The following is a 24,541-nucleotide window of genomic DNA, read 5'->3' as shown; positions in this document are numbered from 1 at the left end:
AACATACGTTGCCCGAGTCACGGCGCCGTTGCAGGGTAAGGTATTGCCGATAATAACAGGGTTTCATCATGTCCAAGTTTCGTGGCGCCGCATTGGCGCTCTGCCTCCTGCCCGGGATGGCCCCGGCACAGGAGGATTCCAGATCGATCCTCGTCCTCGACGCCTCCGGCTCGATGTGGGGCCAGATTGACGGCGTGGCCAAGATCGAGATTGCGCAGGGCGTCGTGGGCGACCTGCTGCGCACCCTGCCCGTCTCGCAGGAAATCGGCCTGACCGCCTATGGTCACCGGACCAAGGGCGACTGCACCGATATCGAAACGCTGATCCAGCCCGGCACCGCCGACCGCGCAGCCATCACCGCCGCAGTCAACCAGCTGAAGCCGCGCGGCAAGACGCCGATGACCGATGCCGTCAAAATGGCCGCCGAGGCGCTGCGCTATACCGAGGATCCCGCCACCGTGATCCTTGTCTCCGACGGGATCGAGACCTGCAATCCCGATCCCTGCGCCGCCGCCCGCGCGCTGGAAGAAGCCGGGGTGAACCTAACGGTGCATGTTGTCGGATTTGACGTCAGCGACCCCGAGGCCCTGCGGCAGATGCAATGTATCGCCGATGAAACCGGCGGCTCTTTCCTTATGGCTGCCAACGCCAGCGAGCTGGGCTCTGCCCTTGGCGAGGTGACGCAGGCGCAACCGGTCTATCCGACGAAATTCGTGGCACAGGATGGCCCGAACGGCGGCCAGATTGAAAGCCCGCTGATCTGGGACCTGCGCCGAGACGAGGAGTTGATCGTCGACTTCGAACGCGACTCCAGCCTTGGTATCGACCTGACCGCTGGCTCCTACACCGTATCCGTCTTGCGCCCCGAGGATGAGGCCAGCGTCGAAAAGAGTTTTACCGTAACCGATACGCCGCAGACCATCACTCTGGTCCTGCCCAGTTCGCTGCCTGCGGCCTCTGTCAGCGGGCCGGAGGCGGCTGTGGCTGGATCGACCGTCCCCGTCACCTGGGACGGCCCCGACGCGGAAGGCGACTATCTGGCGGTCTCCGCGCCGGATCACAACGGGTACGTAAACTATGTCTACACCCGCGATGGCTCTCCGGGGCAATTGCTGATGCCCGCCGAACCGGGCGAATATGAGTTGCGATACGTGATGCGGGATGGTCGGCATACCCTTGCGACCCAGGCCATCACCGTGACCGCCGCAGAGGCGACGCTGGATGCCGAGAGCAGCGCGCCCATCGGCGCATCCATCCCGGTGACATGGAGCGGGCCGGACTATGACGGCGACTATATCGGCGTCTCGGAGCCCGGAAAAAATGGCTATGTGAACTACACGTATACACGGGAAGGCAACACGCTGAACCTGCTGATGCCGCCGACCCCCGGCACCTATGAGTTGCGCTATTTCATGAAGCAGGGCCGCACCGTTCTGGCCACGCGCATGATCGAGGTGACCGAACTGGACGCGACGCTGGATTTCGCACCCACGGCGGCGGCAGGGTCGGAACTGCCGGTGACATGGACCGGACCGGACTACGACGGCGATTACATCGCGGTCTCGGAAGTCGGCGAAAAAGGCTACGTCAACTATACCTACACGCGGGAAGGCGCGCCGCTGGACCTGACCTTGCCCGCCGAGCCGGGCACCTATGAAATCCGCTATTTCATGAAACAGGGCCGCACCATTCTGGCCTCACAGACCATCGAGGTTACCGAGGTCAATGCCGCCTTGGATGTCGTCGCCGAAGCGCGCGCCGGGGCGTCTGTTCTGGTGACATGGGACGGTCCCGGCCACGAGCGGGACTATGTCTCGGTCGCCGCTACGGATATGCCGGACAACAAGTACATCTTCTACACCTACACGCGCGAAGGCTCTCCCTTGCTGCTGAAACTGCCTGCAGAGCCGGGCACCTATGAGGTCCGCTATGTGTCGGCCAGCGACCGCCCGACGGTGATCGGACGCAAATCGATCGACCTGAAACCGGTCGAGGCCAGCATCGACGCCCCGGAACAGATCCCGGCAGGCAGCGTGCTGGGCCTGTCGTGGGACGGACCGGACTTTAAGGGCGACTATATCAGCATCGCCAAGGTCGGAGAGCCTGACAACAAGTACATCTCGTACAGGTACACAACCGAAGACAGCCCGATGGTGTTGAAACTGCCCGAAGGTCCCGGCCGGTATGAGCTGCGCTATGTCATTGGTCAGGGTCATCGCGTCCTATACCGCAAGCCCATCGAGTTGACCTACGAACCGCAGTAACAGCGAAGCCTCTGAATGAACGGGTCGCCGAAGGAAACTTCGGCGGCCTGGTTCGTTAATTTGACGCTGTACCACGGTTCACAAAGTTGTGCGCCAGACCCTTTGCTGTCTTGCCGGTTCAGCGGTTGTTCCAATTCGACATGGGCCCTATTGAACGTGCACTTTGTTGGTGTCAGGTCGCTACGATCTGATAACGTCAAAGGGCAAGTTTGTAATCAGGGCCGTACCATGCCGCATATCATAATCGCGGATGACAACCAAAACCTGCTCGATATCCTCGCCGAATTCGGCAGGCGGGCGGGATGGACGGTCGAGACCTGTACCAGCGGTGCCGGAATAAAGTCCCATCTCGGGTCCGGCACAGATCCGGTGCTGCTGCTGATCGATATCATGATGCCCGAGGTCGATGGCATCGAGGCGATTACGGAACTTGAAACAACGGACCGCCCCTTGCGCATCCGGTTCATGTCCGGCGGGGAAATCGCCCCCCTGCTCGCCGCACGCATGATCGCAAATGCGCGCAGTCTGCAGGTGGGCCGGAATATCCTGAAACCCATCGACAAAAGCACATTCACCGCCCTTCTGGATGAAGAAGCCGAACTCCTTGCCAATCTGAATACGGATTGACCCACTCTGGCTGTGTTCGCCCGGAACCCGCGTCGGAAATCCAATCCCAATCACGGCCAGTGGCGGCCTGACAGCTTCTCACGCTGTCGAATTCCATAACCCGGTATAAAGCCATCTCATATACCCTTTCGGGTAGGTGATATTTCCTTATACGCCGCATGCGGTTACGGTCGATCAAATTGCGGTTATGGATAATGAGTACATGTTTGGCGCAATGATCGACAGCCTGCTTGCACTGCCACTCCTGGCTGCATTGCTTTATTTTGCCTTGGCGCATCGGGGCTCTGGAAACGGAACGGCGCTGCGCACAATCCTGTTGGTCGCGGCCTTCGGTTTGTCCGCCCTCGTCACGATGCGGGGCAGCTATCAACTGCCGGGCGGTGACGGGGCAATCAATGGCATCGCCGGGGTTTTGCTTTTTGCCGGCTATGTTGGCGGCCCGCTTGTGGGCGTTCTCACGCTGTTTCTCTCTTCTATGGCGCGGATCGGGATGGGCGGTGAACTGGCCATTGTCAGCCTCGGCGCCCAAACAGCCTATGTCGTGGCGGGTCTGCTGCTGCGGTGGCTGGTCCCCGCTCAGCGCTGGCCAGAACCGCCGGCGATGGTGTTGGTCTACGCCTTGGGTCTGTTCGTGGCGCTCCACAGTCTGGGCCTGGCCTGGGCGGCGTCGCTTGGTCATATCCCCGACTACCGCAGCGCCGAACCTGTGCTGGCCATTTCCTATTTGGTCACCGCATTGTCGATCATCCTGGTCTGGCTGGCGGTTCGCAAGGTCGCGCAACTGACCGAGCAAACGCGCATGGTGAACATTCGTCAGGACCAGATGCAGATCATGTTCGAAACAGCCGGCATCGGTACGTTCAGCTATGATCCGGACAAGGGGTTGTTCGTCTTCGATCAAAGCCTGATCGACCTCTACGGACTGAATATGTCACCGGGGCCGAACGAAATAGACGAGCCGATGGCCCTGTTGCATCCCGAAGACCGCGAAGAGTTGAGCGCACTCATCCCCGAGATGATCTCTGGCAAGAGCCAGCGCACCTCCGTCAAGGCAAGGTTCATCCTGAAGTCGGGCGAGACCCAGATTTCCAAGATTGTCTGGCAGATCCGCCGCGGGCGGGATGGACGGGCCACGCAGATCATCGGCATGCACATGAACATCACGGACTTCGAAAAGATGTCCGCTGATCGGGAAAACGCCCTGCAGCGACTGGAACAGTTCGCCGAAAGCTTTCCCGGCGTTCTGCAGCAGGGCCTCTGGCTTGCTGACCGACCGTTGAAGTTGCTGTACCTCAGCCCCAACTGCAAGGACTTCTGGGGCTATACCCCCGAGGAGATTTATGCGGATCGTTCTCTTTTTGGCGCCCATGAAGACCCGGAAATCAAGGAACGCATCTTTTCCGCGATCCGTCAGGGCATTGCGACCGGAAAGCCCATTTATGGCCGGGCAACGGCGACCAACCCCAGCGGACAAATGCGTTGGCTCGACTATCATGGGCGGGCAACGGACCTTGGCGATGGAACCTACCGGGTTGACGGGGTCTGGGTCGATGTCTCTGCCGAAGTCGAGGCACTGGCCGAAGCCGACCGGCAGGCCAACCTTGCGTCGCGCGCGCAACGCGTGGAAAGCATCGGCCAGCTGACGGGCGGCGTTGCGCATGACTTCAATAACCTTCTGGCGGTCGTCATGGGCAATCTGGAGCTTCTGCGCGAAGAACTGGACGATCCGGATCATCTGAGCAAAGTCGATGCCGGGCTGGAAGCCACGCGCCGCGGGGCAGACCTGACGCGCAGCATGCTGGCCTTTGCACGACGCGCGCCGCTGGACCCAGAGCCGCTGGACCTCAACCAAGTGATCCGGCAGAGCAAGAACTGGATGCACCGGGCCATTCCCGCGACGGTCGAAATCGAGTCGTCGTTGCTCGCTGGGCTCTGGCCGGTCCGGCTTGATGCCGCATCGCTGGAAAGTGCGCTGCTGAACCTGCTCCTGAACGCCCGCGATGCCATGGACGGACGCGGCAAGTTGACCATCGAAACGGCGAACGTGCGCATTGACGAGGCCTATGTGGACGCGCGCGACAAGGAACTGAACCCGGGACGCTACGTGATGCTGGCGGTTACGGACACGGGCAGCGGAATTCCCGAAGACAAGCTGAAGCAGATTTTTGATCCATTCTTCTCGACCAAGGGACCGGGCAAGGGGTCTGGCCTGGGCCTGTCGATGGTCGAAGGGTTCGTCAAGCAATCGAAAGGGACCGTGCAGGTCTACACCGAACCGGGCCAAGGCACGACATTCAAGCTGTATTTCCCGGCTGCCGCCTCCGCTGCGGCAACAACTCCAGACACCAAGGCACCGGCCCACGTTCCGGATCAAGGCGGGGCAAACATCCTGCTGGTCGAGGACGATTCCGCCGTGCGGGATGTGTTGGCCCAGACCCTGCGTGGCGCAGGGTATCGCGTGGCCGAGGCCGCCAGTGGCGATGACGCCTTGGCGCTGTTTCAGGCCGATCAGGGATTTGATCTGTTGGTCACGGATATCGTGATGCCCGGAACGCTGCAGGGCACGGATCTGGCGCGCAGCCTGCGAAAACTCGCCCCGGATCTTCCGCGCATCTTCATGTCCGGCTACGCCGCCGAGGCGACTGTGCACGGCAATGGCCTGCTGCCAGAGGACATTCGCCTGATGAAACCCGTCCCAAGGGCGGATCTGTTGCGCGCTGTCAATCAAGCCTTGGTACCCGGCGATGACACCGCAACCTAGGCAGAACACGGCAAACGACAGAGGCGGTCCGCGTAGACGACCATGTCGAAGACTGGTGCGCCAAACGAAAACGCGCCGGACCTGAGTGACAGGCCGGCGCGTTTGCTCAAACACCTTACAGAGGCCGAAGCCCGCCTGCTCTTGTCACCGATAAAGCAGTGAGACACCGTCCGCGAAGAGATGGACCTTTTCGGGGGCCGCGGTCAGCGAGACGGTCTTGCCACGCATCTCTCGGTGGATGCCGGGCAGCTTGGCAATGATCGGTTCGCGGTCCGACTCCGGTTCGAAATACAGCAGCGTGACCTCTCCCAGTGCCTCGGTGATGCCGACGGTGCCGGAATAGACCGGCTCCCCCTCGGAGATGACAAAATCCTCGGGCCGGACGCCGACGTTCACCTGCAACCCCATGTCCGCCTCGGTGGTCGGATAGAGCGACACGGCGGTGCCGCCGCCCTCCAGCCGCACGGTCGTGCGCTCACCCGTGCCGGTCACCTCGCCCGGGATCAGGTTCATCGAGGGCGAGCCGATGAATTGCGCCACGAATTCGCTGTTGGGACGCTCGTACAGGTCCAGCGGGCTGCCGACCTGCGCAATGCCCTTGTTCGCCAAGACGACGATCCGGGTGGCCAAGGTCATCGCCTCCACCTGATCGTGGGTGACGTAGATCATGGTCCGGTCGGGCATCTGCTCTTTCAATTGCGCGATCTCGATCCGGGTCGCCACCCGCAGCGCCGCGTCGAGGTTCGACAGCGGTTCATCGAACAGATAGACCTTGGGGTCGCGCACGAGGGACCGCCCGATGGCCACCCGCTGCCGTTGCCCGCCCGACAGCGCCTTGGGCAGGCGGTCAAGATAGGGCTCCAGTTGCAGCATCTTGGCCGCGCGGTTGACCGCCTCGTCGATCTCAGCCGCGCTCTTTTTCGCCAGTTTCAGGGCGAAGGACATGTTTTCACGCACGGTCATGTGCGGATACAGGGCGTAGCTCTGGAACACCATCGCGATGCCGCGCTGCGCGGGCGGCACGTCGTTGACCACCTGACCGTCGATCTCCAGCGTACCACCGGTGATTTTTTCCAAGCCGGCGATCATGCGAAGGAGCGTGGACTTGCCGCACCCGGACGGGCCGACGAAAACGATCAGTTCCCCCTGCCCGATTTCCAGGTTGATGTCTTTGAGCACGTTGACCGTGCCAGCATATGTCTTCTCGATATTGGTCAGCTTGAGCGTTGCCATGCCCCTCCCCCCCTCTTCTGTTATGACTGTTTCCGCGCAAGCGCGGGTTGCCAGGGTCCCAGATGCAGCTTGCCGTCAGGCGCAAGCGTCGCGCTGCCAAGCTCTTGGCCGATCTGCATCCAGTCGCCCGCAGGCATGTCCATGACCGCAGGTTCGGCGCTGAGGTTCACCGCGACAAAGACATCCTCGCCGCCGTGGCTGCGAATAAAATGCACGATAGAGCCGGTCGCCTTGACCTTGTCATGATCGCCCTTGACCAGCGCCGGATGCGCGTTCCGGAATGCGATGGCCTTGCGATAGTGATGAATGACCGCGCCGGGATCGCTTTCCTGCGCCGAGACAGCGTGGGTCAGATGCGAATGGCTGACCGGCAGCCACGGATTGCCCTCGGAGAACCCGCCATTCTGGTTGTCCTGCGTCCAGACCATCGGTGTGCGACAGCCATCGCGGCCCTTGAACTCTGGCCAGAACTCGATGCCATAGGGGTCCTGCAAGTCTTCAAAGGCAAGCTCCGCCTCGGGCAGGCCCAGTTCCTCCCCCTGGTAGAGGCAGACGGAGCCACGCAGGCACATCATCAGCGTCGTCATCGCCTTCTGCGCCGCCAGCGACAGGTCCCAGCGTGTAACATGGCGCACCACATCATGGTTGGAAAAGGCCCAGCAGGCCCAGCCGTCCGAGACCACGTCATCGACCCGCGCCATCACGTCGGCGACACGCTGCGCATCCGGCTGGTTGCCCGACAGGAATTCGAACGAATAGCACATGTGCACGCGCTCATCCCCGGCGGTGTATTCGCCCATAATCTCCAGCCCCTTCTGGGCGTCGCCCACCTCACCCACGGCGGTGGCGGCGGGGTACTTATCCAGAAGGGCGCGAAAGCGTTTCAGGAATTCGAGGTTTTCCGGCTGGTTCTTGTCGTAGAGGTGCAGTTGGTGATTGTAGGGATTCACCCGCGGCGCGATGGATGCATCGCGCTGCTCGACCGGCAGGGGCGGGTTGTCGCGCAACTGCTTGTCATGAATGTAGAAGTTGATCGTGTCGAGGCGGAAACCGTCAACTCCACGATCCAGCCAGAACCGCACGCTGTCCAGAAGCGCATCCTGCACGTCCGGATTGTGAAAGTTCAGGTCCGGCTGCGAGGTCAGGAAGTTGTGCAGGTAATACTGTTCACGCCGCGCGTCCCATTGCCAGGCAGACCCTCCGAAGATCGACAGCCAGTTGTTGGGCGGCGTGCCGTCGGGTTTCGGGTCCGCCCAGACGTACCAGTCGGCCTTGGGGTTGGTGCGGTTGGCACGGCTTTCGGCAAACCACGGGTGCTGGTCCGAACTGTGCGACAGCACCTGATCGATCATCACGCGCAGGCCAAGCTTGTGCGCGGTATCCACCAACACATCGAAGTCGGACAGCGTTCCGAACATCGGATCAACGTCGCAATAGTCGCTGACGTCATAACCGAAGTCCTTCATCGGCGAGGTGAAGAAGGGAGATATCCAGATCGCATCGACGCCAAGGCTGGCGATATAGGGCAGTCGGCTGGTGATGCCGTTGAGGTCCCCGATGCCATCGCCGTTGCTGTCCTGATAGCTGCGCGGATAGATCTGGTAGATTACCGCGCCGCGCCACCAATCCTTGTCGGCGGTCAGAGTGTGTTTGTATTGGGTCTGTTCGTTCATGGATCCTGTATCCCGTCCCGGGCCTGTCCCGGGGCCGCGTGCCCCGGTGCCCCTGCATGTTTGCCCCGGATCCCATCCGGGGCGCGGTTTCCCTTATTTCACCGAACCGGCCAGCAGCCCGCGCACGAGGTAGCGCTGCATGGCGAAGAAGACGACCAGCGGCACCGCGATGCTGACAAAGGCCGCGGTGGCAAGGATTTCCCAGTTGCCGCCCCGCGTGCCCAGCAGTTCGACGATCTGGTTGGTCATGACCGTGGTCTGCCCCGTCGCGTCGATCAGGAACACCTTGGCCACCAAGAGGTCATTCCACGTCCAGAGAAACTGGAAGATGGCAAAGCTTGCCAGCGCGGGGAAAGACAGTGGCAGAATGATCTTGGTAAAGATCTGGTACTCCGTCGCGCCGTCAACGCGGGCGTTCTCGATGATGTCGCGCGGCAGACCGGCCATGTAGTTGCGCAATAGGTAAACGGCCAACGGCAGGCCAAACCCGGTATGTGCTGCCCAGACGCCCAGATAGCCTTTGCCGATGCCGATCTGCAGGTGCAGCTTCAACAGCGGAATCAGCGCCAGTTGCAGCGGCACAACCAGCAGCCCGACCACAAAGGCGATCAGCAGCGCGCGCCCCGGGAAATCCATCCAGGCCAGCGCATAGGCGGCAAAGGCCGCCACGACGATGGGGATGATGGTGGCGGGGATCGTCACCGTCAGCGTGCTGAAAAATGCCCGCCCCATGTCATCGGTGGTCTGCGCTCCTTCGGCCTGACCGCTGGACAGCCCAAAGACCGAGGCCAGCAGCAGGAACAACAACGCCCCCAGCAGGGCAGGCGCGCCCTTGGCCACGATGGCCGGTTGCGACGCCAGCGTGAACCGTGCAGCCCCCCAGAGAATTACCGCCGCCCCAAGGAACAGGATCAGCCGCTTGACCACATCCTTGCCCAGCACGGTGTCGTAGTTGCGCAGGGTGAATTCCGGCGGGATCTCTGCGGTGGCAAAGATGCGTGCGCCGCGGCTGCCGGTTAACGCCTCCGCGCTGACCAGCCGGTAGTCACCGTTTTCCCGCACCGTGATCTCTCCACCGGACCGCAGCTCCGCCGTATCCCCCGGCTGAAAGGCCGAGATATCGCGCGAGGACGTACCCCATGTGGAAATCGGTGCGGTGTCCCGCCCTTCCTCGGCAAAGAGGTTGCCTTCGATCACGTAAAGCGTCCCGTCCTGAACCTGTGTCGACGGTTCCGCCGTGCGCAGGGTCAGGTTCTGTTCGGTCGGGAACAGCGCGTTCCACCAGCCGGATGAGGCGATCTGATCCGCCGTCCGGAAGGACGAGACAAACAGCCCCACGGTCGGGAACAGCCAAAGCGCCACCAGCAGGACGACCGAGATATGTACCGCCCAGGTGAGCGAGGATTTGTGGCCAGCGATATTGTCCATGGTTCCTCTTCCCCTCAGCGCATTTCTTCGCGGGCCTGACGCACGTTCCAGACAAGGATCGGCGTGACCAGCAACATGATTATGATCGCCGAGGCCGACCCCACTCCCCAGTCATTGGCGCGGAACAGCTTGTCGAACATGTAATTGGCCAGAACCTGCGTGCCCCATTGGCCGTTGGTCATGGCAAAGACGATGTCGAAGATCTTGAGCACGACCAGCGTGATCGTCGTCCAGACCACCATGATGGTCGATTTGATCTGCGGCACCTTGATCTTGAAAAATATCTGGAACGGATTTGCACCGTCGACGATGGCGGCCTCTACTGTTTGCTCCGGTATGCCGCGCAGCGCCGCAGACAGGATCACCATGGCAAAGCCGGTCTGGATCCAGATCAGCACCACCATCAGGAAGAAGTTATTCCAGAACGGCGTCGTCAACCATTGCTGCGGGTCGTTGCCGGTGAACCAGACGTAAAGCGCGTTCAGAACCCCGATCTGTTCGGTGTCCGGCGGCCGGGCATCATAGACCAGTTTCCAGATCACTGCCGCGCCGACAAATGAGATCGCCATGGGCATGAAGATCAGTGACTTGGCCAGATTGCCCCAACCGATGCGATCTGTCAGTTGCGCTGCCAGCAGACCAAAAGCCGTGGACATGGCGGGCACCACGATCAGCCACAGCATGTTATTGAACATGGCCTCCCAGAACTTCGGCTCACCGAACATCTGCTGGTAATTGGCGAACCAGACAAAAGCCCCGCCCTGATCGCGGTCAGTCAGCGACAGGCGCAGCGTTTCGAAGACGGGATAGGCAAGGTACAGCGTCAGCGCGAAGAGCGCCGGAAACAGGAACAACCAGGGCCGGATCATGTTGGCGCGGTTGATGTTGCGCCCCGCGTTCGGCCCCCTGGCCGGAAAAAGCACCCGGTCGAGGAATTGGTTCGAGGCCCAGAAGTAGGTCATACATGCGCCGACCCCGATAACGATGGTCAAAATACCCTGAAATGCCGGATGCATGGCGCCCTCCCCCGCGCAATGATGGTCTCGCCGTAGCGATGGCCAGCCCCCGCGTTCGGGAGCCGGCTAATGTCATGTGAAGTCGCTTACTTCAGCGAGTCCCAGCTGGACTGGATTTCCTTGGCGACCTCGGCGGCATCCTTGCCGCCTGCATAGTCGACCATGCCGGTCCAGAAGCTGCCCGCGCCAACGCCGCCGGGCATCAGGTCCGAGCCGTCAAAGCGGAAGGTCGTCGCCCCCAGAAGGATGTCGTTCATCTTGGCGGTCGGTGCATCCTTGAACTTGGACGTATCTACGGACTTGAGCGGGGTCAGGAAGCCGCCGTTCGCCATCCAGATCTCATGCGCTTCGTTGGTCTGCAGGAAGGCGATCAGATCATGCGCCGCCTGGTTCTCGTTGGTGATGGCCCAGAGCGTGCCCGCGCCCAACACCGGCTGACCCAGATCCATGCCCTCATATGCCGGGAAGTAGAAGAAGTCCGCGTCCAGACCAACCTCTGTCCCTTCCGGGAAGAACGCCGGAATGAACGACGCCTGACGATGCATCATGCACTGAGGCGGCGAAGAGAACAGGCCCTTGGGGCTGTCGCGGAAATCGGTCGAGGCCACCGCCCCCTGACCGCCGGCAACCTTGTCGTCCTGGATGAATTCGCCAAACGCCTCGATGGCGCCGACGACGCGCGGATCGTCAAACGGGATCTCGTTGGACACCCACTGGTCATAGACTTCGGGCGGCTGGGTGCGCAGCATTAGGTCTTCGACCCAGTCGGTCGCGGGCCAGCCTGTCGCACCGCCGGACCCCAGACCCACGCACCACGGCGTTTCGCCATCCGCGATCATCTGCTCTTCGAGCGCTTTCAGCTCTTCCATGGTGGTCGGAATGTCGTAGCCGAAGTCAGCGAAATTCTCCGGGTTGTACCAGACCAGCGACTTCACATCGACCTTATAGAAAAACCCGTAAAGCTGGTCCGCACCGTCGGCATCCGCATAGGTGCCAAGACTGACCCAGCTGTCACCGGCGGCATAGTTCTCGCGGATCCAATCGGCAGTACCGTCCTTGAGCGGGGTCAGGAACCCGCGCGACGCCATGTCGGACGCCAGACCCGGCTGCGGAAAGACAGAGACATGCGGGGCCGAACCGGCCTCGGCGTCCACGACGATCTGCTGCTCGAAACTGTCAGAGCCGACATAGGACACGTCATGACCGGACGCGGCGGCAAAGGCCTCCAGCACGTCCTCGACGTTTTCCTGGTCCGGGCCCAGCCACGGGCCGAAGACCGTCAGCTTTTCGGCATGCGCCATGCCGGCTGTCAGGGCCAGTGCGGCAACGCTCATGTAAAACGGTGTTTTCATTTCTTCCCTCCCAAGATCGCACTCCCCGGTGCGGATCTCATGTTGACTTCGGCGCCCTCTGAATCATGAAATTTGAAAGCGCTTTGAGCGCCACCAATATCCGCGAGTCGCCCCATCCTGTCAACAGCCGCGCCGCCCACGAACCAACAAATCAATGCTGCAGTGCAGCTAGATTATCACCGTCTCGCCGTCGCTTTCCGGCACCTCTGCCCTTGACATTTTCGAAGCGCTTTGGAGGATATTGGCATCATGAATCTCAAACAACTTGCCCAACACCTCGACCTCTCGCAAACGACCGTCAGCCGGGCGCTGAACGGCTATCCGGAGGTCAATGAAAAGACCCGTGAGAGGGTTCTGAGGGCTGCGAGAGAGTTGAATTATAGTCCGAACACCCGCGCCAAGGGGCTTGCCACCGGGCGCGCGCAGGCCATCGGTCACGTGCTGCCCTACAGCGACCAGCATGAAATGGTGAACCCGATCTTTGGCGATTTCATCGTTGGCGCCGGTCAGACCTATGCGCGCGAAGGCTATGAGGTGGTCATCAGCCTCGTCGACGACAAGGACGAGGAAAAAGCCTATCGCTCGATCCACAACCGGCGCAGCGTCGATGGCATCATCGTGCATGGCCCGCGAATGGCCGATGCGAGGATCACCCTGCTGCAGGAACTGGGCCTGCCCTTTGTGGTGCATGGCCGCGCATCGGACATCAACCTGCCCTACTCCTGGCTGGATACCAACAACGGGCGCGCGTTCCGGCGGGCCACCGATTTCCTGCTGGATCTCGGCCACCGGCGCATAGCGCTGATCAACGGGCTGGAATTCATGGACTTCGCGCATCGCCGCCGCGTCGGCTATCTGGCGGCGCTAAGCGACCGGGGTGTTGCAGCCGATCCCACCCTGATGCGCAGCGAGGAAATGACCGAGATCTACGGCTTTCGCAGTACCGTGGAGATGCTGAACCATTCCAACCCGCCGACCGCAATTCTTGTCTCATCTATGATCACCGCCATCGGCGTCCGCCGCGCGATCCACGATGCCGGGCTGGAGATGGGCCGGGATATCTCAGTCATCACCCATGACGACGAGTTGGGCTACCTGAAGAACGGCCATGATGTGCCGATCTTCACGGCCACGCGCTCTTCCGTGCGCGCCGCCGGGGCGCGGGCAGCGGAGATGTTGCTGCAGCAGATCAGCAATCCGGGCCATGCGCCCCTGACCGAATTGATGGAGGCCGAGCTGATCATCGGCAGTTCGACCGGCCCTGCTACCTGAAGGTACGACATGAAACACAAACGCTCTGATTTCCCCGAGGGGTTCCTCTTCGGGACCGCGACTTCCAGCTACCAGATCGAGGGCCATGCCTTTGGCGGGGCCGGCCGGACGCATTGGGACGATTTCGCCGCCACAGCGGGCAATGTCGTCCGCTTCGAAAACGGTGATCGGGCCTGCGATCACTACCATCGCTACGAACAGGACTTTGACCTAGTTTCAGGCGCCGGGTTCGACTGTTACCGCTTTTCTCTCAGCTGGGCGCGGGTGCTGCCTGAAGGCCGCGGCACGGTCAACCAGGAGGGACTCGACTATTACGACCGCCTGACCGACGCCATGCTGGAACGCGGGATCAAACCCTGCGCCACGCTCTACCACTGGGAGCTGCCCTCTCCGCTGGCCGACATGGGCGGCTGGCGCAATCGCGACATCGCGGGCTGGTTCGCAGACTACACAGAGGTGATCATGCGCCGCATCGGCGACCGCATGTTTTCGGTCGCGCCGATCAACGAGCCGTGGTGCGTCGCCTGGCTCAGCCATTTCGAGGGCCATCACGCACCGGGCTTGCGCGACATCCGCGCCGCCGCACGGGCGATGCACCATGTGCTTTTGGCGCATGGCCGCGCGATCGAAACCATGCGCGGGTTGGGCATGGACAACCTTGGCGGTGTGTTCAATTTCGAATGGACCGACCCGGCCGATGACAGCGCCGAAGCCCGCGCCGCTGCGGAACGCTATGACGCGATCTACAACCGATGGTTCCTTGGTGGCGTGTTCATAGGCGCCTATCCGCAGGCCGCTTTGCAAGGGCTCGAGCCGCATCTGCCCAAAGGTTGGCAAGACGATTTCCCCACCATTCAGGCGCCGCTCGACTGGTGCGGGCTGAATTATTACACTCGCAAGCTGATCGCCCCGGCGGGTGAGCCGTTCCCGGACTACCGCTACGTCGAAGGGCCGCTGCCAAAGACCTTCATGGATTGGGAAATCTATCCCGACGGGCTGTACAAGTTCCTGAAACGGACGGCAGAGGAATACACCGGCGACTTGCCGCTGTACGTCACGGAAAACGGCATGGCCTCACCGGATGTGATTTCCGGCGGCAAGGTCAAGGATCCGGACCGGACTTCCTATCTGGACGCTCATCTGGATCGTGTCAAACAGGCCATCGCCGACGGTGTGCCCGTGAACGGCTATTTCATCTGGTCGCTTCTGGACAACTACGAATGGGCGCTTGGCTACGAAAAACGCTTTGGCCTTGTCCACGTCGACTTCGACACGCTGGAACGTACTCCAAAGGAGTCCTATCACGCCCTGAGCAAAGCCCTGAAACGCTAAAAAGGCAAAGGCCGGTCCCATGACGCAAGACTATTCCGTGGTCGCCGATATCGGCGGCACCAACACAAGAGTCGCCCTCAGCCAGAATGGCAAGGTGCTGGACGACACCATCCGCCGCTACCGCAATGCCGACAACAGCGGCATCGACGCGGTGCTGACGGAGTACCTGTCGGACAAAGACATCAAGCCGGTGGCGGTCTGCGTCGACATGGCCGGCCCGGTCAAGGACGGTGTGGGCACGCTGACCAATCTGGACTGGCGGGTGGATTCCACTGCCCTGAAGGCTGGAACCGGGGCCACGCTGGTCGCGGTCCTGAACGATCTGCAGGCGCAGGGCCATGCGGTCGCCCACCTCAGACATGACAGCCTTTCACCCGTTCTGACCGGACGCGAGGCCGGGAAAGACGCGGTGCGGTTGGTGTTGAACGTGGGCACAGGGCTGAACGCGGTGCCGGTCTACACTCACGGCGCACTGACCCTTGTTCCTGCGGCAGAGGCAGGGCACGTCTCCCTGCTGGCCCGCACGGCGGAAGAAATGCGGATGGTCGAGTGGATTGCGGAACGGCACGGTCAGCCGGGGCTGGAGGATGTGCTGTCCGGGCGCGGGTTGGAACGGCTGTACGCGTGGGTCTGCCATGACGAGGGCACAGGCACGCCGCTGGCCGCCGCCGAGGTCATGGCCGCCTTTGGGGCCGGAGAGGCCCGCGCTCACCGTGCCGCCAAGATGTTCGTGCACCTGCTTGGGCGCTACGCGGGCGATCTTGCCCTGATAAGCCTGCCTTTCGGTGGCATCTATCTGGTGGGCGGAGTGATCCGCCACCTTGGCCCGCACCTGCTGCCGCTGGGCTTTGCCGAGTCCTTTGCCGACAAGGGCCGCTTCAACGCCTACATGACGCAATTCCCGGTGGATCTGGTGACGGACGACTATGCGGCGCTGCGCGGCTGCGCATCCCATCTGGCGGAACTGATACCGGGCTGATCGGACCGCCACCGCTATGCGCGAGGCTTTGGGCTTGCCCTGCCCCGCCGCACGGGCGATAGACCGGGCAGGACCCGCACATCGAAAGCCCAAGATGCCCTGTCGCCGCCCCGCAATGGCGCCCGCATGATCCTGCGCGCCATTTCCCTGATGATCCTGTCGATGGCCCTGCTGGCCGGGGCAGACGCCTTTTTCAAGCTGGCCACAAACGCCGCTCCCATCGGGCAGGTCATGACCTTTGTCAGCATCGGCGGCACGGCGCTGTTGATCTTGCTGGCGCGGGTCAGGCACGTCACCCTCTGGACCCGGGCCGCGCTGCAGCCGATGATCCTTCTGCGCAACCTGTTCGAAATCATCGGTGCGGTGGGTATGGTCGTGGGTCTGAAATATGTCTCGCTGCCGGTATTTGCCGCGATCATCCAGACCGGCCCGCTGGTGGTTACGCTGGGTGCGGCGATATTCCTGAAAGAGCATGTCGGCTGGCGCCGGTGGAGCGCGGTGGCCGTGGGCATTGTCGGAATGTTGATGGTGATCCGCCCCTTTGGCGCTTCTTTCACCGGGTGGGAACTGTTCGCTGTCATGGGCATCACAGCCCTGTCGGCCCGGGATCTTGTGACCCGCCTGTCACCGCCGGAGATCCCCGCGCTGGCGATCTCGACCTGGGGCTTCGGGGTGACGTTGTTGCCGGGGCTGACGCTCTGGGCGCTGACGGTTGAGCCGTCGAACTATTCCTCCACGGCAATGTGGCCGATCCTCGGGGCCGTCATTGTGACAACCTCGGGTTATCTGGCCATCACCACAGCCATGCGGCTGGCGCCAGCCTCGATCGTCGCTCCGTTCCGCTATTCACGGCTGGTGTTTACCATGGGATTGGGCGTGATCGTCTTTGGAGACCGGCCCGATTTCTGGACACTGGCCGGATCGGCGTTGATCCTAGTGGCGGGGCTTTATACTTTCCTCCGGGAACGCCGGCTGGCAAGGCAGGCGGCCTAAACAGCCGCCAGCACCTCGAACGACGCCTCGGCCACGTCCTGCCCGTTCACCTGTACGACAATGCCATGCGTCCCGGGATGCAGCCTATAGGTGGTGGCGTCACCCTTCAGGTTATGCCGCTTGGACAGGCGCAGGGGGTTGCCCGGAGTCAGCTTGGCCGCCTTCAGCTTGAACACCTTTTCTGCCTCGCCCTTGGGCCGGGCAAAGCGCAACCGGTAGTCGACCAAGACCGGCAGTGCCTCATCGCCTTCCAGCACCACATCAAAGCGCAATGCCTCACCGATCCGGATGGTGGGCGGCACCCCCTCGATCCGGGCCACCACGTGACCGGGCCGGTAGCCCAGCAAATCCAGAGCACCGCGCTCGCCGCGTTTGACCGCCGTGCGCAGGGAATGGCGGGTGATCCAGTCCATCTCTTTCGCGGCCTGCCGTTCCTGCGTCCGCCAGTCGCGCAACCGCGCCACCACGGTCTCGGGCATGATCTTGGACAGATCGTTCATGTGATTGGCGACAGAGCGGGTCACATAGCGGGTCTGATCCGCATGAAGCAGGTCGAGAAACCGCAAAGGCACCGCAGGGTCGAGCGTGATATTGGCAGCCCATGGCAGACGCGGGCGCGTGCCTTCGCTGACCAACCGCCGGACGTGGTAATTCTCGTCCCGCGCCCAGAGATCCAGCCGGGCAAGAGTTTCTTCGGGCCAGCGGTTCAGGAAGGGGCGGATGTAGAACTCCATCGAGAACCGCTTGGTCGCCTCGTATATCAGATCCAGCGCGCGCTCCCGGTGCTCCTCCAGCCCGTGCCGTACGGCCAGAATGCCGGGAACCGCATGGATGAACCGGCCAAAATCATCATCCGTCAGCGACGGGTCCAGCGGATCGGGCAAGGCCGCCTCCAGCGCCGCGGCCATGGCCGGAAATTCACCCGGCAGTTGCGCCTGAACACAGGTGGCGATCCAGTCCAGCCGCTCCAGCAAACCGCGCCCATCCAGCCCACCGACCGCCTCGGCGTGAAAGCGCGCGGTGTCGAATCCGGGCACCGCTGCGAAGTCCTGCGCCAGATCGCGCAGGCTTTTCGCGTTGAACAGCTGATCGGCAAGGGAAAACCCCGCCCCGCCGCCCTGCCCGTCCGGACCGCGCGCCATCCGCTTACATCGTCATGTTGCTGGCACCGCCATCCAGCAGGATGTTCTGGCCGACGATAAAGCCTGCGTGCTGCGAACACAGGAAGGCGCACATCTGCCCGAATTCCTCCGGCGTGCCATAGCGTCCTGCCGGAATGGTCTGGGCTCGTTCCGCCCGCGCTTCGTCCATGGTGATGCCCTTGGCCTTGACCACGGCACCGTCCAGCGCGTCCGCCCTGTCTGTGGCATGAATGCCGGGCAGCAGGTTGTTGATGATCACCCCCTTGGGCGCCACCTGCCGAGACGTCCCCGCGACGTATCCTGTCAGACCGGTGCGGGCCGAATTCGACAGCCCCAGAACCGCCACGGGCGCCTTGACCGAGACAGAGGTGATGTTGACCACGCGGCCCCAGCCCTTGTCGATCATCTTGGGCATCAGTGCGGTCATCAGCGCGATCGGCGTCAGCATGTTTGCATCCAGCGCCTTGATGAAATCCTCACGCCCCCAGTCGGACCACATGCCCGGCGGCGGACCGCCCGCGTTGTTCACGAGGATATCGACATCACCCGCCTCTTGCAGCACCTGTGCGCGGCCCTCTTCGGACACGATATCGGCCGCGACGGTCTTGACCGACACGCCGTATCGGTCGCGCAGCGTTTGCGCCGCGTTTTCCAATGCCTCGCTGCCGCGCGCGTTCATCACCAGATCGACACCGGCCTCTGCCAGCGCCTCGGCACAGCCACGCCCCAGCCCCTTTGACGAGGCGCAGACAAGCGCCCGCTTGCCGCGAATTCCCAGATCCATGATCCTCTCCCTGATCCTTGTGTTTCCCGAACGCCGACAAAACGTCGGATATCCGGCCATTTGAAGACACAATGTGCTGGCATACAATGGGGGTTAGCGACTATTCCTGCGCAACACCCACTGCAGTCAGTCATGTCCCGCTCAGATCAAGCCCGCGCCAAACAAAGCCTTCAGGTCTACCGCGCCGATGCGCTGCGGGTGATCAATGGTGCGAACCTTGGCGATCCGATCAGCTTTGCCGAGGAACTGGTGCATGACGACGTCTATCGCCTGTCGCCGCTTGCCTCCCTGACACCGCTCGGGGTCGTCACCGGCGCCGCCCCGCCTTTCCGGATTGCCAAATCCAGCGATCTTGGCGAACCCGGCGCCGATCTGCACCTGGATTGCTGCGTCACCTTCATGTCCGGCGATGGCCGCACGACAGAGGCTCTGGTCCTTGTCGAGACCGATCAGGATCGCAACGTCGCGCAGATCTACCTGCTGCCGCTGGCACCGATGGACGCAAAGGTCGACTACGTCCTTGTGGGCATCGACACCGAAAACGCCCTGCAACGGTATGCGCAGGTCGCCTGCGTCTCCTTCACCGCAGGCACCATGATCACCCTCGCCAATGGCGCACAGCGCGCGGTCGAGGAGCTGACGGTGGGCGACCGCATCCTGACCCGCGACGACGGTCCCCAACCGATCCGCTGGATCGGCCATCAGACGGTGCGCGCCGTCGGCGCCTTTGCCCCGATCTGTATCCGCGAAGGTGTGCTGAACAATACCCGCGATCTGCTGGTTTCTCCCGACCACCGGCTGTTCATCTACCAGCGGCGGGATCACCTGGGCGCGGGCCGGGCCGAACTGCTGGTCCGGGCGCGCCATCTTCTGAACGGTGACACGGTTGCGCGCCGGACCGGTGGGTTCGTGGACTATTACCAGATGCTCTTCGACTCACATCAGATCATCTACGCCGAAGGCATTGCCGCGGAATCCATGCTGGTCGATACCCGCACCCGCGCGGCCCTGCCCAAAGAGTTGGAGCTTTCCGACCTGCTGCCGGGCCACCGCAAGAGCGATCCTCAAGCGCTGGAGGTCGAAGAGCAGTTGCTGGCCCGCCCGGATGCGGCCGATATCCTGCGCAAATCCTCGGGTGGCTGACGGCCCCGGCGATCACATCGTGTAGTAGAACGCCTCTTTCACGATCTTGCCATCGGCGACGGTATAGATCGCCACCTCTTTCATGTCGCTGACCTCGCCGCTTTCCTTGTTCTTGGCCTTCATCTGGAAAATCACGGCAAAGCTGTCATCGCCGTGCAGGTACGGCCCGTCGACCACCGCATCCAAAACCTCGAAGTTGGACGACCACCAGGCGTGCTTGCCCTTGATGCCGTCGATCCCGTGGGTTTCGGCGCTGTCCATGCCGGGCATGGCGGCGGCCTCGACCGACACCGCATCGGCGGAATAGATCTTGTCCAAATTCTCAAGCTCACGCCCCTCGCGGCAACCAGCCACGAGTTCCTCTGCAATTGCTTTCAGATCCATCGGAACCTCCCCAAATGTTCACCATACGTTCACTATGCGCCCGGTCCGCGGAAAAAGCAAGGCAGCCCCGCGGTTCCCCCGAGCAGGCCGATACCTCGCCAAGGCACCACAGCTTTTCCCACCGGCTTTCATGAGCGATTGCCCCTGCCCGCGGCCTCGCCTATATCCGCGCCCATGCTGGACACCAATCGCCCCGACCTTCCCGCCGAAATCGCCCGCCGCCGGACCTTTGCGATCATCTCGCACCCGGACGCGGGCAAGACCACGCTGACGGAAAAATTCCTGCTGTACGGCGGCGCCATCCAGATGGCCGGTCAGGTGCGCGCAAAAGGTGAGGCGCGGCGTACGCGGTCGGACTTCATGCAGATGGAAAAGGACCGCGGAATCTCTGTTTCCGCCTCGGCCATGTCCTTCGACTATGCCGGCAAAGGCAAGAACTTCCGCTTCAACCTTGTCGACACGCCCGGCCACTCGGACTTCTCCGAGGATACTTACCGCACGCTGACGGCGGTGGACGCGGCGGTGATGGTCATCGACGGGGCAAAGGGCGTGGAAAGCCAGACCCGCAAGCTGTTCGAGGTGTGCCGCCTGCGCGACCTGCCCATCCTGACCTTCTGCAACAAGATGGACCGCGAGGCGCGCGACACCTTCGACATCATCGACGAGATCCAGGAGAACCTGGCCATCGACGTGACGCCCGCGTCCTGGCCCATCGGCATGGGCCGGGATTTCCTTGGCTGCTACGACATGCTGAACAACCGGCTGGAACTGATGGACCGCGCCGACCGCAACAAGGTGGCGGAAACCATCACGCTCGAGGGGCTCGACGATCCCCGGATGGAAGAGCACATCCCCCCGGCCCTCTTGGAACAGTTGCGCGAAGAGGTGGAAATGGCGCGCGAGCTTTTGCCCGCGCTTGATCCACAATCGGTGCTGGAGGGGCATATGACCCCGATCTGGTTCGGCTCTGCCATCAATTCATTCGGTGTCAAGGAACTGATGGACGGCATCGGCACCTATGGCCCCGAACCGCAGGTGCAACAGGCCTCCCCCCGAGCGATTGCTCCGGAGGAAAAGAAAGTCACCGGGTTCGTGTTCAAGGTGCAGGCCAACATGGACCCCAAGCACCGCGACCGCGTGGCCTTTGTCCGGCTGGCCTCGGGCCATTTCCAGCGCGGGATGAAGCTGACCCATGTGCGCACCAAGAAGCCCATGGCAATCTCCAGCCCGGTGCTGTTCCTCGCCTCGGACCGTGAACTGGCCGAAGAGGCCTGGGCGGGCGACATCATCGGCATTCCCAACCACGGGCAGTTGCGCATCGGCGACACGCTGACGGAAGGAGAGATGCTGAAGGTCTCCGGCATCCCGTCCTTTGCGCCGGAACTGCTGCAATCGGTGCGCGCAGGCGACCCCATGAAGGCCAAGCACCTTGAAAAGGCGCTGATGCAATTCGCCGAAGAAGGCGCTGCAAAAGTCTTCAAACCGATGATCGGTTCGGGCTTTATCGTCGGCGTCGTGGGCGCGCTGCAATTCGAGGTGCTGGGCAGCCGGATCGAGCTGGAATACGGCCTGCCGGTGCGGTTCGACGCCTCGCAGTTCACCTCCGCCCGCTGGGTGCACGGCTCCAAGGAGGCGGTGGAGAAGTTCATCAACGCCAACAAGCAGCACATATCCTACGACCACGACGGCGACGTGGTCTACCTGACGCGCCTGCAATGGGACATCGACCGGGTCGAACGCGATTACCCGGACGTAAAGCTGAGCGCGACGAAGGAAATGATGGTATAAGCTCAGTTCCGGAAACAATGCCCAAAAAATCAGCCATTTGTTTTCGGAACGAAGCTCCCCAAGGTTAACAAATCGTTTACAGTAAGGCCTTTTCGCGTTATAAAATTGCTGGGGAGGCAGTTATTTGCCGCAAACCACTTTTTAGAGAACCTTACAGCCTTGGAGGGCTAACATCATGAAATTAAGGATAGCGCTATACTCAGCCGTGTGCGCGTTAGCTGCTGTTTCTGCAAACGCAGCAGCGATCGTCGACAACGGCTCGGTTCAACTGGGCATCGACGATTTCGGACAGTTGAACCCGACGTCTTTGGCCGGTCCAGCGTCTCCGGTTTCTGGCACAACCGTAGTTGGGCTGCGACATGTCGCAACCGGGAACGAATCCACCTCGCACGGATGCCTTTGCGAAGGTTGGGGGGTCGGGATTGGCGAAACGCTGGTCTCGGGTTCGGCAAACAACAACTTTGGTGTGTCTAACCTGACTGCGGATTCCTTCGTGACATCTGGTGCGGGCACTCTGGCTTCTTCGACGGGGTCTTCGGCGACATCGACCGTCAGCCTGACATCCGGCGAATTGAGCGTGACGCACGCCTTTGCGCCGTCGGCAGACACAGCCGACCTTTACGAAGTGACCGTGTCGATCACCAACACGTCTGGCGCGGACATCGCCGACCTGCGTTATACCCGCACCTTTGACTGGGACGTTGAGCCGACCACCTTCAGCGACGTTGTGACCATTAAGGGGACGGCAACAACCACAGACCTACTGGCTTCGAGCAACAACGGCTTCGTGAATTCCGATCCTTTCGCGAGCCGCTCGACAATTGGCGGCGCTGCAGCCACCACCGACCTGATGGATTTCGGCCCCACCGATCAGGGTACGAACTTCGACTTCGGTTTTGGCGCGTTGGCGGATGGGGCCACCAAGGAGTTCAAGATCTACTACGGCGCAACAGCAACTGAGGCGGCCGCACTGGCGGCACTTGGCGCGGTTGGCGCAGAGCTCTACTCCTTTGGACAGGCGTCCTCGGATCCGCTCGGGACCGGTTCCGGTGGAGGGTTCGATACAACCACCTTCATCTTCGCGTTCAAGGGTGTTGGCGGCAAAGTCATCGTTCCGCCGGCCGTGATCCCTGTCCCGGCAGCCGGCTGGTTGCTGATCGGTGGTCTTGGTCTGCTGGCGGGCGTGCGTCGCCGCAAGAAAGCAGCCTAACCGTTGACTATAGGCTTCAGGGGGCGCGCCGCAGTGGCGCGCCCTTTTTCATGCCATCATCACTTAAAGAGGCAAAATCAATGGGTAAGTTGTCAACATTTTTGATAACACTTCTGGCGGCGACGGGCGCCATCGCACAGAGCGATACAGATTGGCCGGTCAATTGCTCGGCCGACCAATGCTCGCTCACAAGGCGCGTGGCAGAGTCCGATGGCCCGGCATCGGCGACGTTGCTGATCGGAATCGACAAGGACAGCGACGAAGCCCGGATCGGCATTGCTGTTCCGCTTGGTGTCGCCCTCCTGCCGGGAGCACGGCTGCTGCAGGGCGATGATGTGATCGATCTGGCGTTTGATGTCTGTTTTCCAGACGGATGCCGTGCCTTGACGACGATTTCGACCGACGACCTGGACAAGTTTGCGGCGCGTGATCAGACAGAACTACGATTCTTCGTTGTTCAGCTGGATCGTCCGGTCGCGCTCGAAATTCCGCTGTCAGGTTTGCCAGAGGCGGTCGCCGACGCACGCAAGCAAGTTCAGGAACTGCCCTGAGCGGAACACCACGCAGAGGCCTCAATTGCATGGCAGGCGTTCTTGCCGCCTGTGGCGGCGAGGAGTAGACTCATCTGGCGGGACAGGGCGAACTCCCGCACCAGTCCTTCGCCTGCTTGAGGTCCTTTGCGCATGTACCGTCTTGCTTCAACCGCTTGCCTGATATCTGCGTTCGCCGGCACTCCGGCACTGGCCAACCCCTGGGATCTGATCAGCGCAATCGAGTACGAAGAGACCGAAACAGAGACGACCTGGTCGGTCACCAAAAAGCTGCCGGACGCCCTGCGCGACATGGCCGGGGATTTCCGGATCACCGGCTATTACGTCCCGATTGAGGCGCAGGCCTATGTCTCATCCTTCCTGCTGGTGCCCGATCCGGCGGACTGCCCCTTTTGCGGTCAGAACGGCTATGGCCCGTCGCTGGAGGTCTCTATGAAACGCCCGATGCCCGATGTGCCGGAGGCCACCAAGATCACGGTGCGCGGCACGTTGGAATTCGACACCAGCACCGAAACCTATCGCGCGGTCTATCTCACCGATGGTGTTCTGATCGACTGACCCCGCGACGTGAAAACGCCGCGCCCGGTCCGGGCACGGCGTTGTGTCACT

At 61.9% G+C, this 24,541-nt stretch carries 20 protein-coding genes; 12 read left to right on the top strand and 8 right to left on the bottom strand.

Annotation, left to right across the window (positions count from 1 at the left end; genetic code table 11):
- Nucleotides 1-68: 68 nt before the first annotated feature.
- The 3 genes from ACTXGA_RS03325 (at nucleotide 69) to ACTXGA_RS03315 (ending at nucleotide 5,652) form a co-directional block, all read left to right on the top strand.
- Nucleotides 69-2,264 (top strand): vWA domain-containing protein, encoded by a 2,196-nt coding sequence (locus ACTXGA_RS03325; RefSeq protein WP_443391709.1) that lies wholly within the window; start codon nucleotides 69-71, stop codon nucleotides 2,262-2,264.
- Nucleotides 2,265-2,492: 228 nt separating this feature from the next.
- On the top strand, nucleotides 2,493-2,891 hold the full coding sequence (locus ACTXGA_RS03320; protein WP_443391708.1) for a response regulator: 399 nt from the start codon (nucleotides 2,493-2,495) through the stop codon (nucleotides 2,889-2,891).
- A 202-nt stretch (nucleotides 2,892-3,093) separates the two neighbouring features.
- The gene (locus ACTXGA_RS03315; protein WP_443391707.1) at nucleotides 3,094-5,652 is read left to right on the top strand and encodes an ATP-binding protein; all 2,559 of its coding nucleotides are present in this window, start codon (nucleotides 3,094-3,096) and stop codon (nucleotides 5,650-5,652) included.
- A 144-nt stretch (nucleotides 5,653-5,796) separates the two neighbouring features.
- Here the strand turns inward: ACTXGA_RS03315 and ACTXGA_RS03310 are convergent, their stop codons facing one another.
- The 5 genes from ACTXGA_RS03310 to ACTXGA_RS03290 form a co-directional block, all read right to left on the bottom strand.
- Nucleotides 5,797-6,885, bottom strand: a complete 1,089-nt coding sequence (locus tag ACTXGA_RS03310; RefSeq protein WP_443391706.1) for an ABC transporter ATP-binding protein — start codon at nucleotides 6,883-6,885, stop codon at nucleotides 5,797-5,799.
- A 20-nt stretch (nucleotides 6,886-6,905) separates the two neighbouring features.
- Nucleotides 6,906-8,558 (bottom strand): beta-galactosidase BglA, encoded by a 1,653-nt coding sequence (gene bglA, locus ACTXGA_RS03305; RefSeq protein ID WP_443391705.1) that lies wholly within the window; start codon nucleotides 8,556-8,558, stop codon nucleotides 6,906-6,908.
- 93 nt (nucleotides 8,559-8,651) lie between these two features.
- Complete coding sequence (locus tag ACTXGA_RS03300) at nucleotides 8,652-9,986, bottom strand: carbohydrate ABC transporter permease (protein WP_443391704.1); 1,335 nt, start codon at nucleotides 9,984-9,986, stop codon at nucleotides 8,652-8,654.
- Between the two features lie 14 nt (nucleotides 9,987-10,000).
- The gene (locus ACTXGA_RS03295) at nucleotides 10,001-11,002 is read right to left on the bottom strand and encodes a carbohydrate ABC transporter permease (protein ID WP_443391703.1); all 1,002 of its coding nucleotides are present in this window, start codon (nucleotides 11,000-11,002) and stop codon (nucleotides 10,001-10,003) included.
- A gap of 86 nt (nucleotides 11,003-11,088) precedes the next feature.
- A complete protein-coding gene (locus ACTXGA_RS03290) occupies nucleotides 11,089-12,354 on the bottom strand; it encodes an ABC transporter substrate-binding protein (protein ID WP_443391702.1) in 1,266 nt (421 codons plus the stop codon).
- A 249-nt stretch (nucleotides 12,355-12,603) separates the two neighbouring features.
- On the opposite strand from ACTXGA_RS03290, the gene ACTXGA_RS03285 reads away from it, so the two are divergent.
- From ACTXGA_RS03285 to ACTXGA_RS03270, 4 genes are all read left to right on the top strand, one after another.
- Nucleotides 12,604-13,626: a substrate-binding domain-containing protein gene (locus ACTXGA_RS03285; protein ID WP_443391701.1), complete on the top strand. Its 1,023-nt coding sequence runs from the start codon at nucleotides 12,604-12,606 to the stop codon at nucleotides 13,624-13,626.
- 9 nt (nucleotides 13,627-13,635) lie between these two features.
- Nucleotides 13,636-14,958 carry a GH1 family beta-glucosidase gene (locus ACTXGA_RS03280; RefSeq protein ID WP_443391700.1) on the top strand — a complete coding sequence of 441 codons (1,323 nt, stop codon included), beginning with the start codon at nucleotides 13,636-13,638 and terminating at the stop codon, nucleotides 14,956-14,958.
- Nucleotides 14,959-14,977: 19 nt separating this feature from the next.
- Nucleotides 14,978-15,937, top strand: a complete 960-nt coding sequence (locus tag ACTXGA_RS03275; RefSeq protein ID WP_443391699.1) for a glucokinase — start codon at nucleotides 14,978-14,980, stop codon at nucleotides 15,935-15,937.
- 126 nt (nucleotides 15,938-16,063) lie between these two features.
- Nucleotides 16,064-16,930, top strand: coding sequence for a DMT family transporter (locus ACTXGA_RS03270; protein WP_443391698.1), 867 nt, complete (start codon nucleotides 16,064-16,066; stop codon nucleotides 16,928-16,930).
- On the opposite strand, the gene ACTXGA_RS03265 is transcribed toward ACTXGA_RS03270, so the two are convergent.
- Nucleotides 16,927-18,072, bottom strand: coding sequence for a YhaZ family DNA alkylation repair protein (locus ACTXGA_RS03265; RefSeq protein WP_443391697.1), 1,146 nt, complete (start codon nucleotides 18,070-18,072; stop codon nucleotides 16,927-16,929). The genes ACTXGA_RS03270 and ACTXGA_RS03265 overlap by 4 nt on opposite strands.
- 4 nt (nucleotides 18,073-18,076) lie before the next feature.
- Nucleotides 18,077-18,856: an SDR family oxidoreductase gene (locus tag ACTXGA_RS03260; protein WP_443391696.1), complete on the bottom strand. Its 780-nt coding sequence runs from the start codon at nucleotides 18,854-18,856 to the stop codon at nucleotides 18,077-18,079.
- 132 nt (nucleotides 18,857-18,988) lie between these two features.
- Between ACTXGA_RS03260 and ACTXGA_RS03255 the strand changes: the two genes are divergently transcribed.
- Entirely contained in the window at nucleotides 18,989-19,999 is a 1,011-nt protein-coding gene (locus ACTXGA_RS03255; RefSeq protein ID WP_443391695.1) for a Hint domain-containing protein, read from the top strand.
- Between the two features lie 12 nt (nucleotides 20,000-20,011).
- Here ACTXGA_RS03255 and ACTXGA_RS03250 read toward each other — a convergent pair whose 3' ends face one another.
- On the bottom strand, nucleotides 20,012-20,383 hold the full coding sequence (locus ACTXGA_RS03250) for a SnoaL-like domain-containing protein (protein WP_443391694.1): 372 nt from the start codon (nucleotides 20,381-20,383) through the stop codon (nucleotides 20,012-20,014).
- 174 nt (nucleotides 20,384-20,557) lie between these two features.
- Here ACTXGA_RS03250 and ACTXGA_RS03245 point away from each other — a divergent pair, with 174 nt between their 5' ends.
- The 4 genes from ACTXGA_RS03245 (at nucleotide 20,558) to ACTXGA_RS03230 (ending at nucleotide 24,490) form a co-directional block, all read left to right on the top strand.
- Nucleotides 20,558-22,171: a peptide chain release factor 3 gene (locus ACTXGA_RS03245; protein WP_443391693.1), complete on the top strand. Its 1,614-nt coding sequence runs from the start codon at nucleotides 20,558-20,560 to the stop codon at nucleotides 22,169-22,171.
- Nucleotides 22,172-22,346: 175 nt separating this feature from the next.
- Nucleotides 22,347-23,381 carry a VPLPA-CTERM sorting domain-containing protein gene (locus ACTXGA_RS03240; protein ID WP_443391692.1) on the top strand — a complete coding sequence of 345 codons (1,035 nt, stop codon included), beginning with the start codon at nucleotides 22,347-22,349 and terminating at the stop codon, nucleotides 23,379-23,381.
- Between the two features lie 80 nt (nucleotides 23,382-23,461).
- Nucleotides 23,462-23,932 (top strand): invasion associated locus B family protein, encoded by a 471-nt coding sequence (locus ACTXGA_RS03235; protein ID WP_443391691.1) that lies wholly within the window; start codon nucleotides 23,462-23,464, stop codon nucleotides 23,930-23,932.
- A 132-nt stretch (nucleotides 23,933-24,064) separates the two neighbouring features.
- Nucleotides 24,065-24,490, top strand: a complete 426-nt coding sequence (locus ACTXGA_RS03230; RefSeq protein ID WP_443391689.1) for a hypothetical protein — start codon at nucleotides 24,065-24,067, stop codon at nucleotides 24,488-24,490.
- Nucleotides 24,491-24,541: the final 51 nt, after the last annotated feature.

It is taken from the genome of Antarctobacter jejuensis, assembly GCF_052266595.1.
GTDB classification, from domain to species: domain Bacteria; phylum Pseudomonadota; class Alphaproteobacteria; order Rhodobacterales; family Rhodobacteraceae; genus Antarctobacter; species Antarctobacter jejuensis.
Note: the sequence above shows the minus strand (reverse complement) of the source record. Positions and strands in the feature narration are given on the sequence as shown.

Excerpts from the sequence above, each read along its gene's own strand:
- ACTXGA_RS03325 (WP_443391709.1), top strand. The coding sequence starts at position 69 with ATGTCCAAGTTTCGTGGCGCCGCATTGGCGCTCTGCCTCCTGCCCGGG.
- ACTXGA_RS03320 (WP_443391708.1), top strand. The coding sequence starts at position 2,493 with ATGCCGCATATCATAATCGCGGATGACAACCAAAACCTGCTCGATATC.
- ACTXGA_RS03315 (WP_443391707.1), top strand. The coding sequence starts at position 3,094 with ATGTTTGGCGCAATGATCGACAGCCTGCTTGCACTGCCACTCCTGGCT.
- ACTXGA_RS03310 (WP_443391706.1), bottom strand. The coding sequence starts at position 6,885 with ATGGCAACGCTCAAGCTGACCAATATCGAGAAGACATATGCTGGCACG.
- bglA (WP_443391705.1), bottom strand. The coding sequence starts at position 8,558 with ATGAACGAACAGACCCAATACAAACACACTCTGACCGCCGACAAGGAT.
- ACTXGA_RS03300 (WP_443391704.1), bottom strand. The coding sequence starts at position 9,986 with ATGGACAATATCGCTGGCCACAAATCCTCGCTCACCTGGGCGGTACAT.
- ACTXGA_RS03295 (WP_443391703.1), bottom strand. The coding sequence starts at position 11,002 with ATGCATCCGGCATTTCAGGGTATTTTGACCATCGTTATCGGGGTCGGC.
- ACTXGA_RS03290 (WP_443391702.1), bottom strand. The coding sequence starts at position 12,354 with ATGAAAACACCGTTTTACATGAGCGTTGCCGCACTGGCCCTGACAGCC.
- ACTXGA_RS03285 (WP_443391701.1), top strand. The coding sequence starts at position 12,604 with ATGAATCTCAAACAACTTGCCCAACACCTCGACCTCTCGCAAACGACC.
- ACTXGA_RS03280 (WP_443391700.1), top strand. The coding sequence starts at position 13,636 with ATGAAACACAAACGCTCTGATTTCCCCGAGGGGTTCCTCTTCGGGACC.
- ACTXGA_RS03275 (WP_443391699.1), top strand. The coding sequence starts at position 14,978 with ATGACGCAAGACTATTCCGTGGTCGCCGATATCGGCGGCACCAACACA.
- ACTXGA_RS03270 (WP_443391698.1), top strand. The coding sequence starts at position 16,064 with ATGATCCTGCGCGCCATTTCCCTGATGATCCTGTCGATGGCCCTGCTG.
- ACTXGA_RS03265 (WP_443391697.1), bottom strand. The coding sequence starts at position 18,072 with ATGGCGCGCGGTCCGGACGGGCAGGGCGGCGGGGCGGGGTTTTCCCTT.
- ACTXGA_RS03260 (WP_443391696.1), bottom strand. The coding sequence starts at position 18,856 with ATGGATCTGGGAATTCGCGGCAAGCGGGCGCTTGTCTGCGCCTCGTCA.
- ACTXGA_RS03255 (WP_443391695.1), top strand. The coding sequence starts at position 18,989 with ATGTCCCGCTCAGATCAAGCCCGCGCCAAACAAAGCCTTCAGGTCTAC.
- ACTXGA_RS03250 (WP_443391694.1), bottom strand. The coding sequence starts at position 20,383 with ATGGATCTGAAAGCAATTGCAGAGGAACTCGTGGCTGGTTGCCGCGAG.
- ACTXGA_RS03245 (WP_443391693.1), top strand. The coding sequence starts at position 20,558 with ATGCTGGACACCAATCGCCCCGACCTTCCCGCCGAAATCGCCCGCCGC.
- ACTXGA_RS03240 (WP_443391692.1), top strand. The coding sequence starts at position 22,347 with ATGAAATTAAGGATAGCGCTATACTCAGCCGTGTGCGCGTTAGCTGCT.
- ACTXGA_RS03235 (WP_443391691.1), top strand. The coding sequence starts at position 23,462 with ATGGGTAAGTTGTCAACATTTTTGATAACACTTCTGGCGGCGACGGGC.
- ACTXGA_RS03230 (WP_443391689.1), top strand. The coding sequence starts at position 24,065 with ATGTACCGTCTTGCTTCAACCGCTTGCCTGATATCTGCGTTCGCCGGC.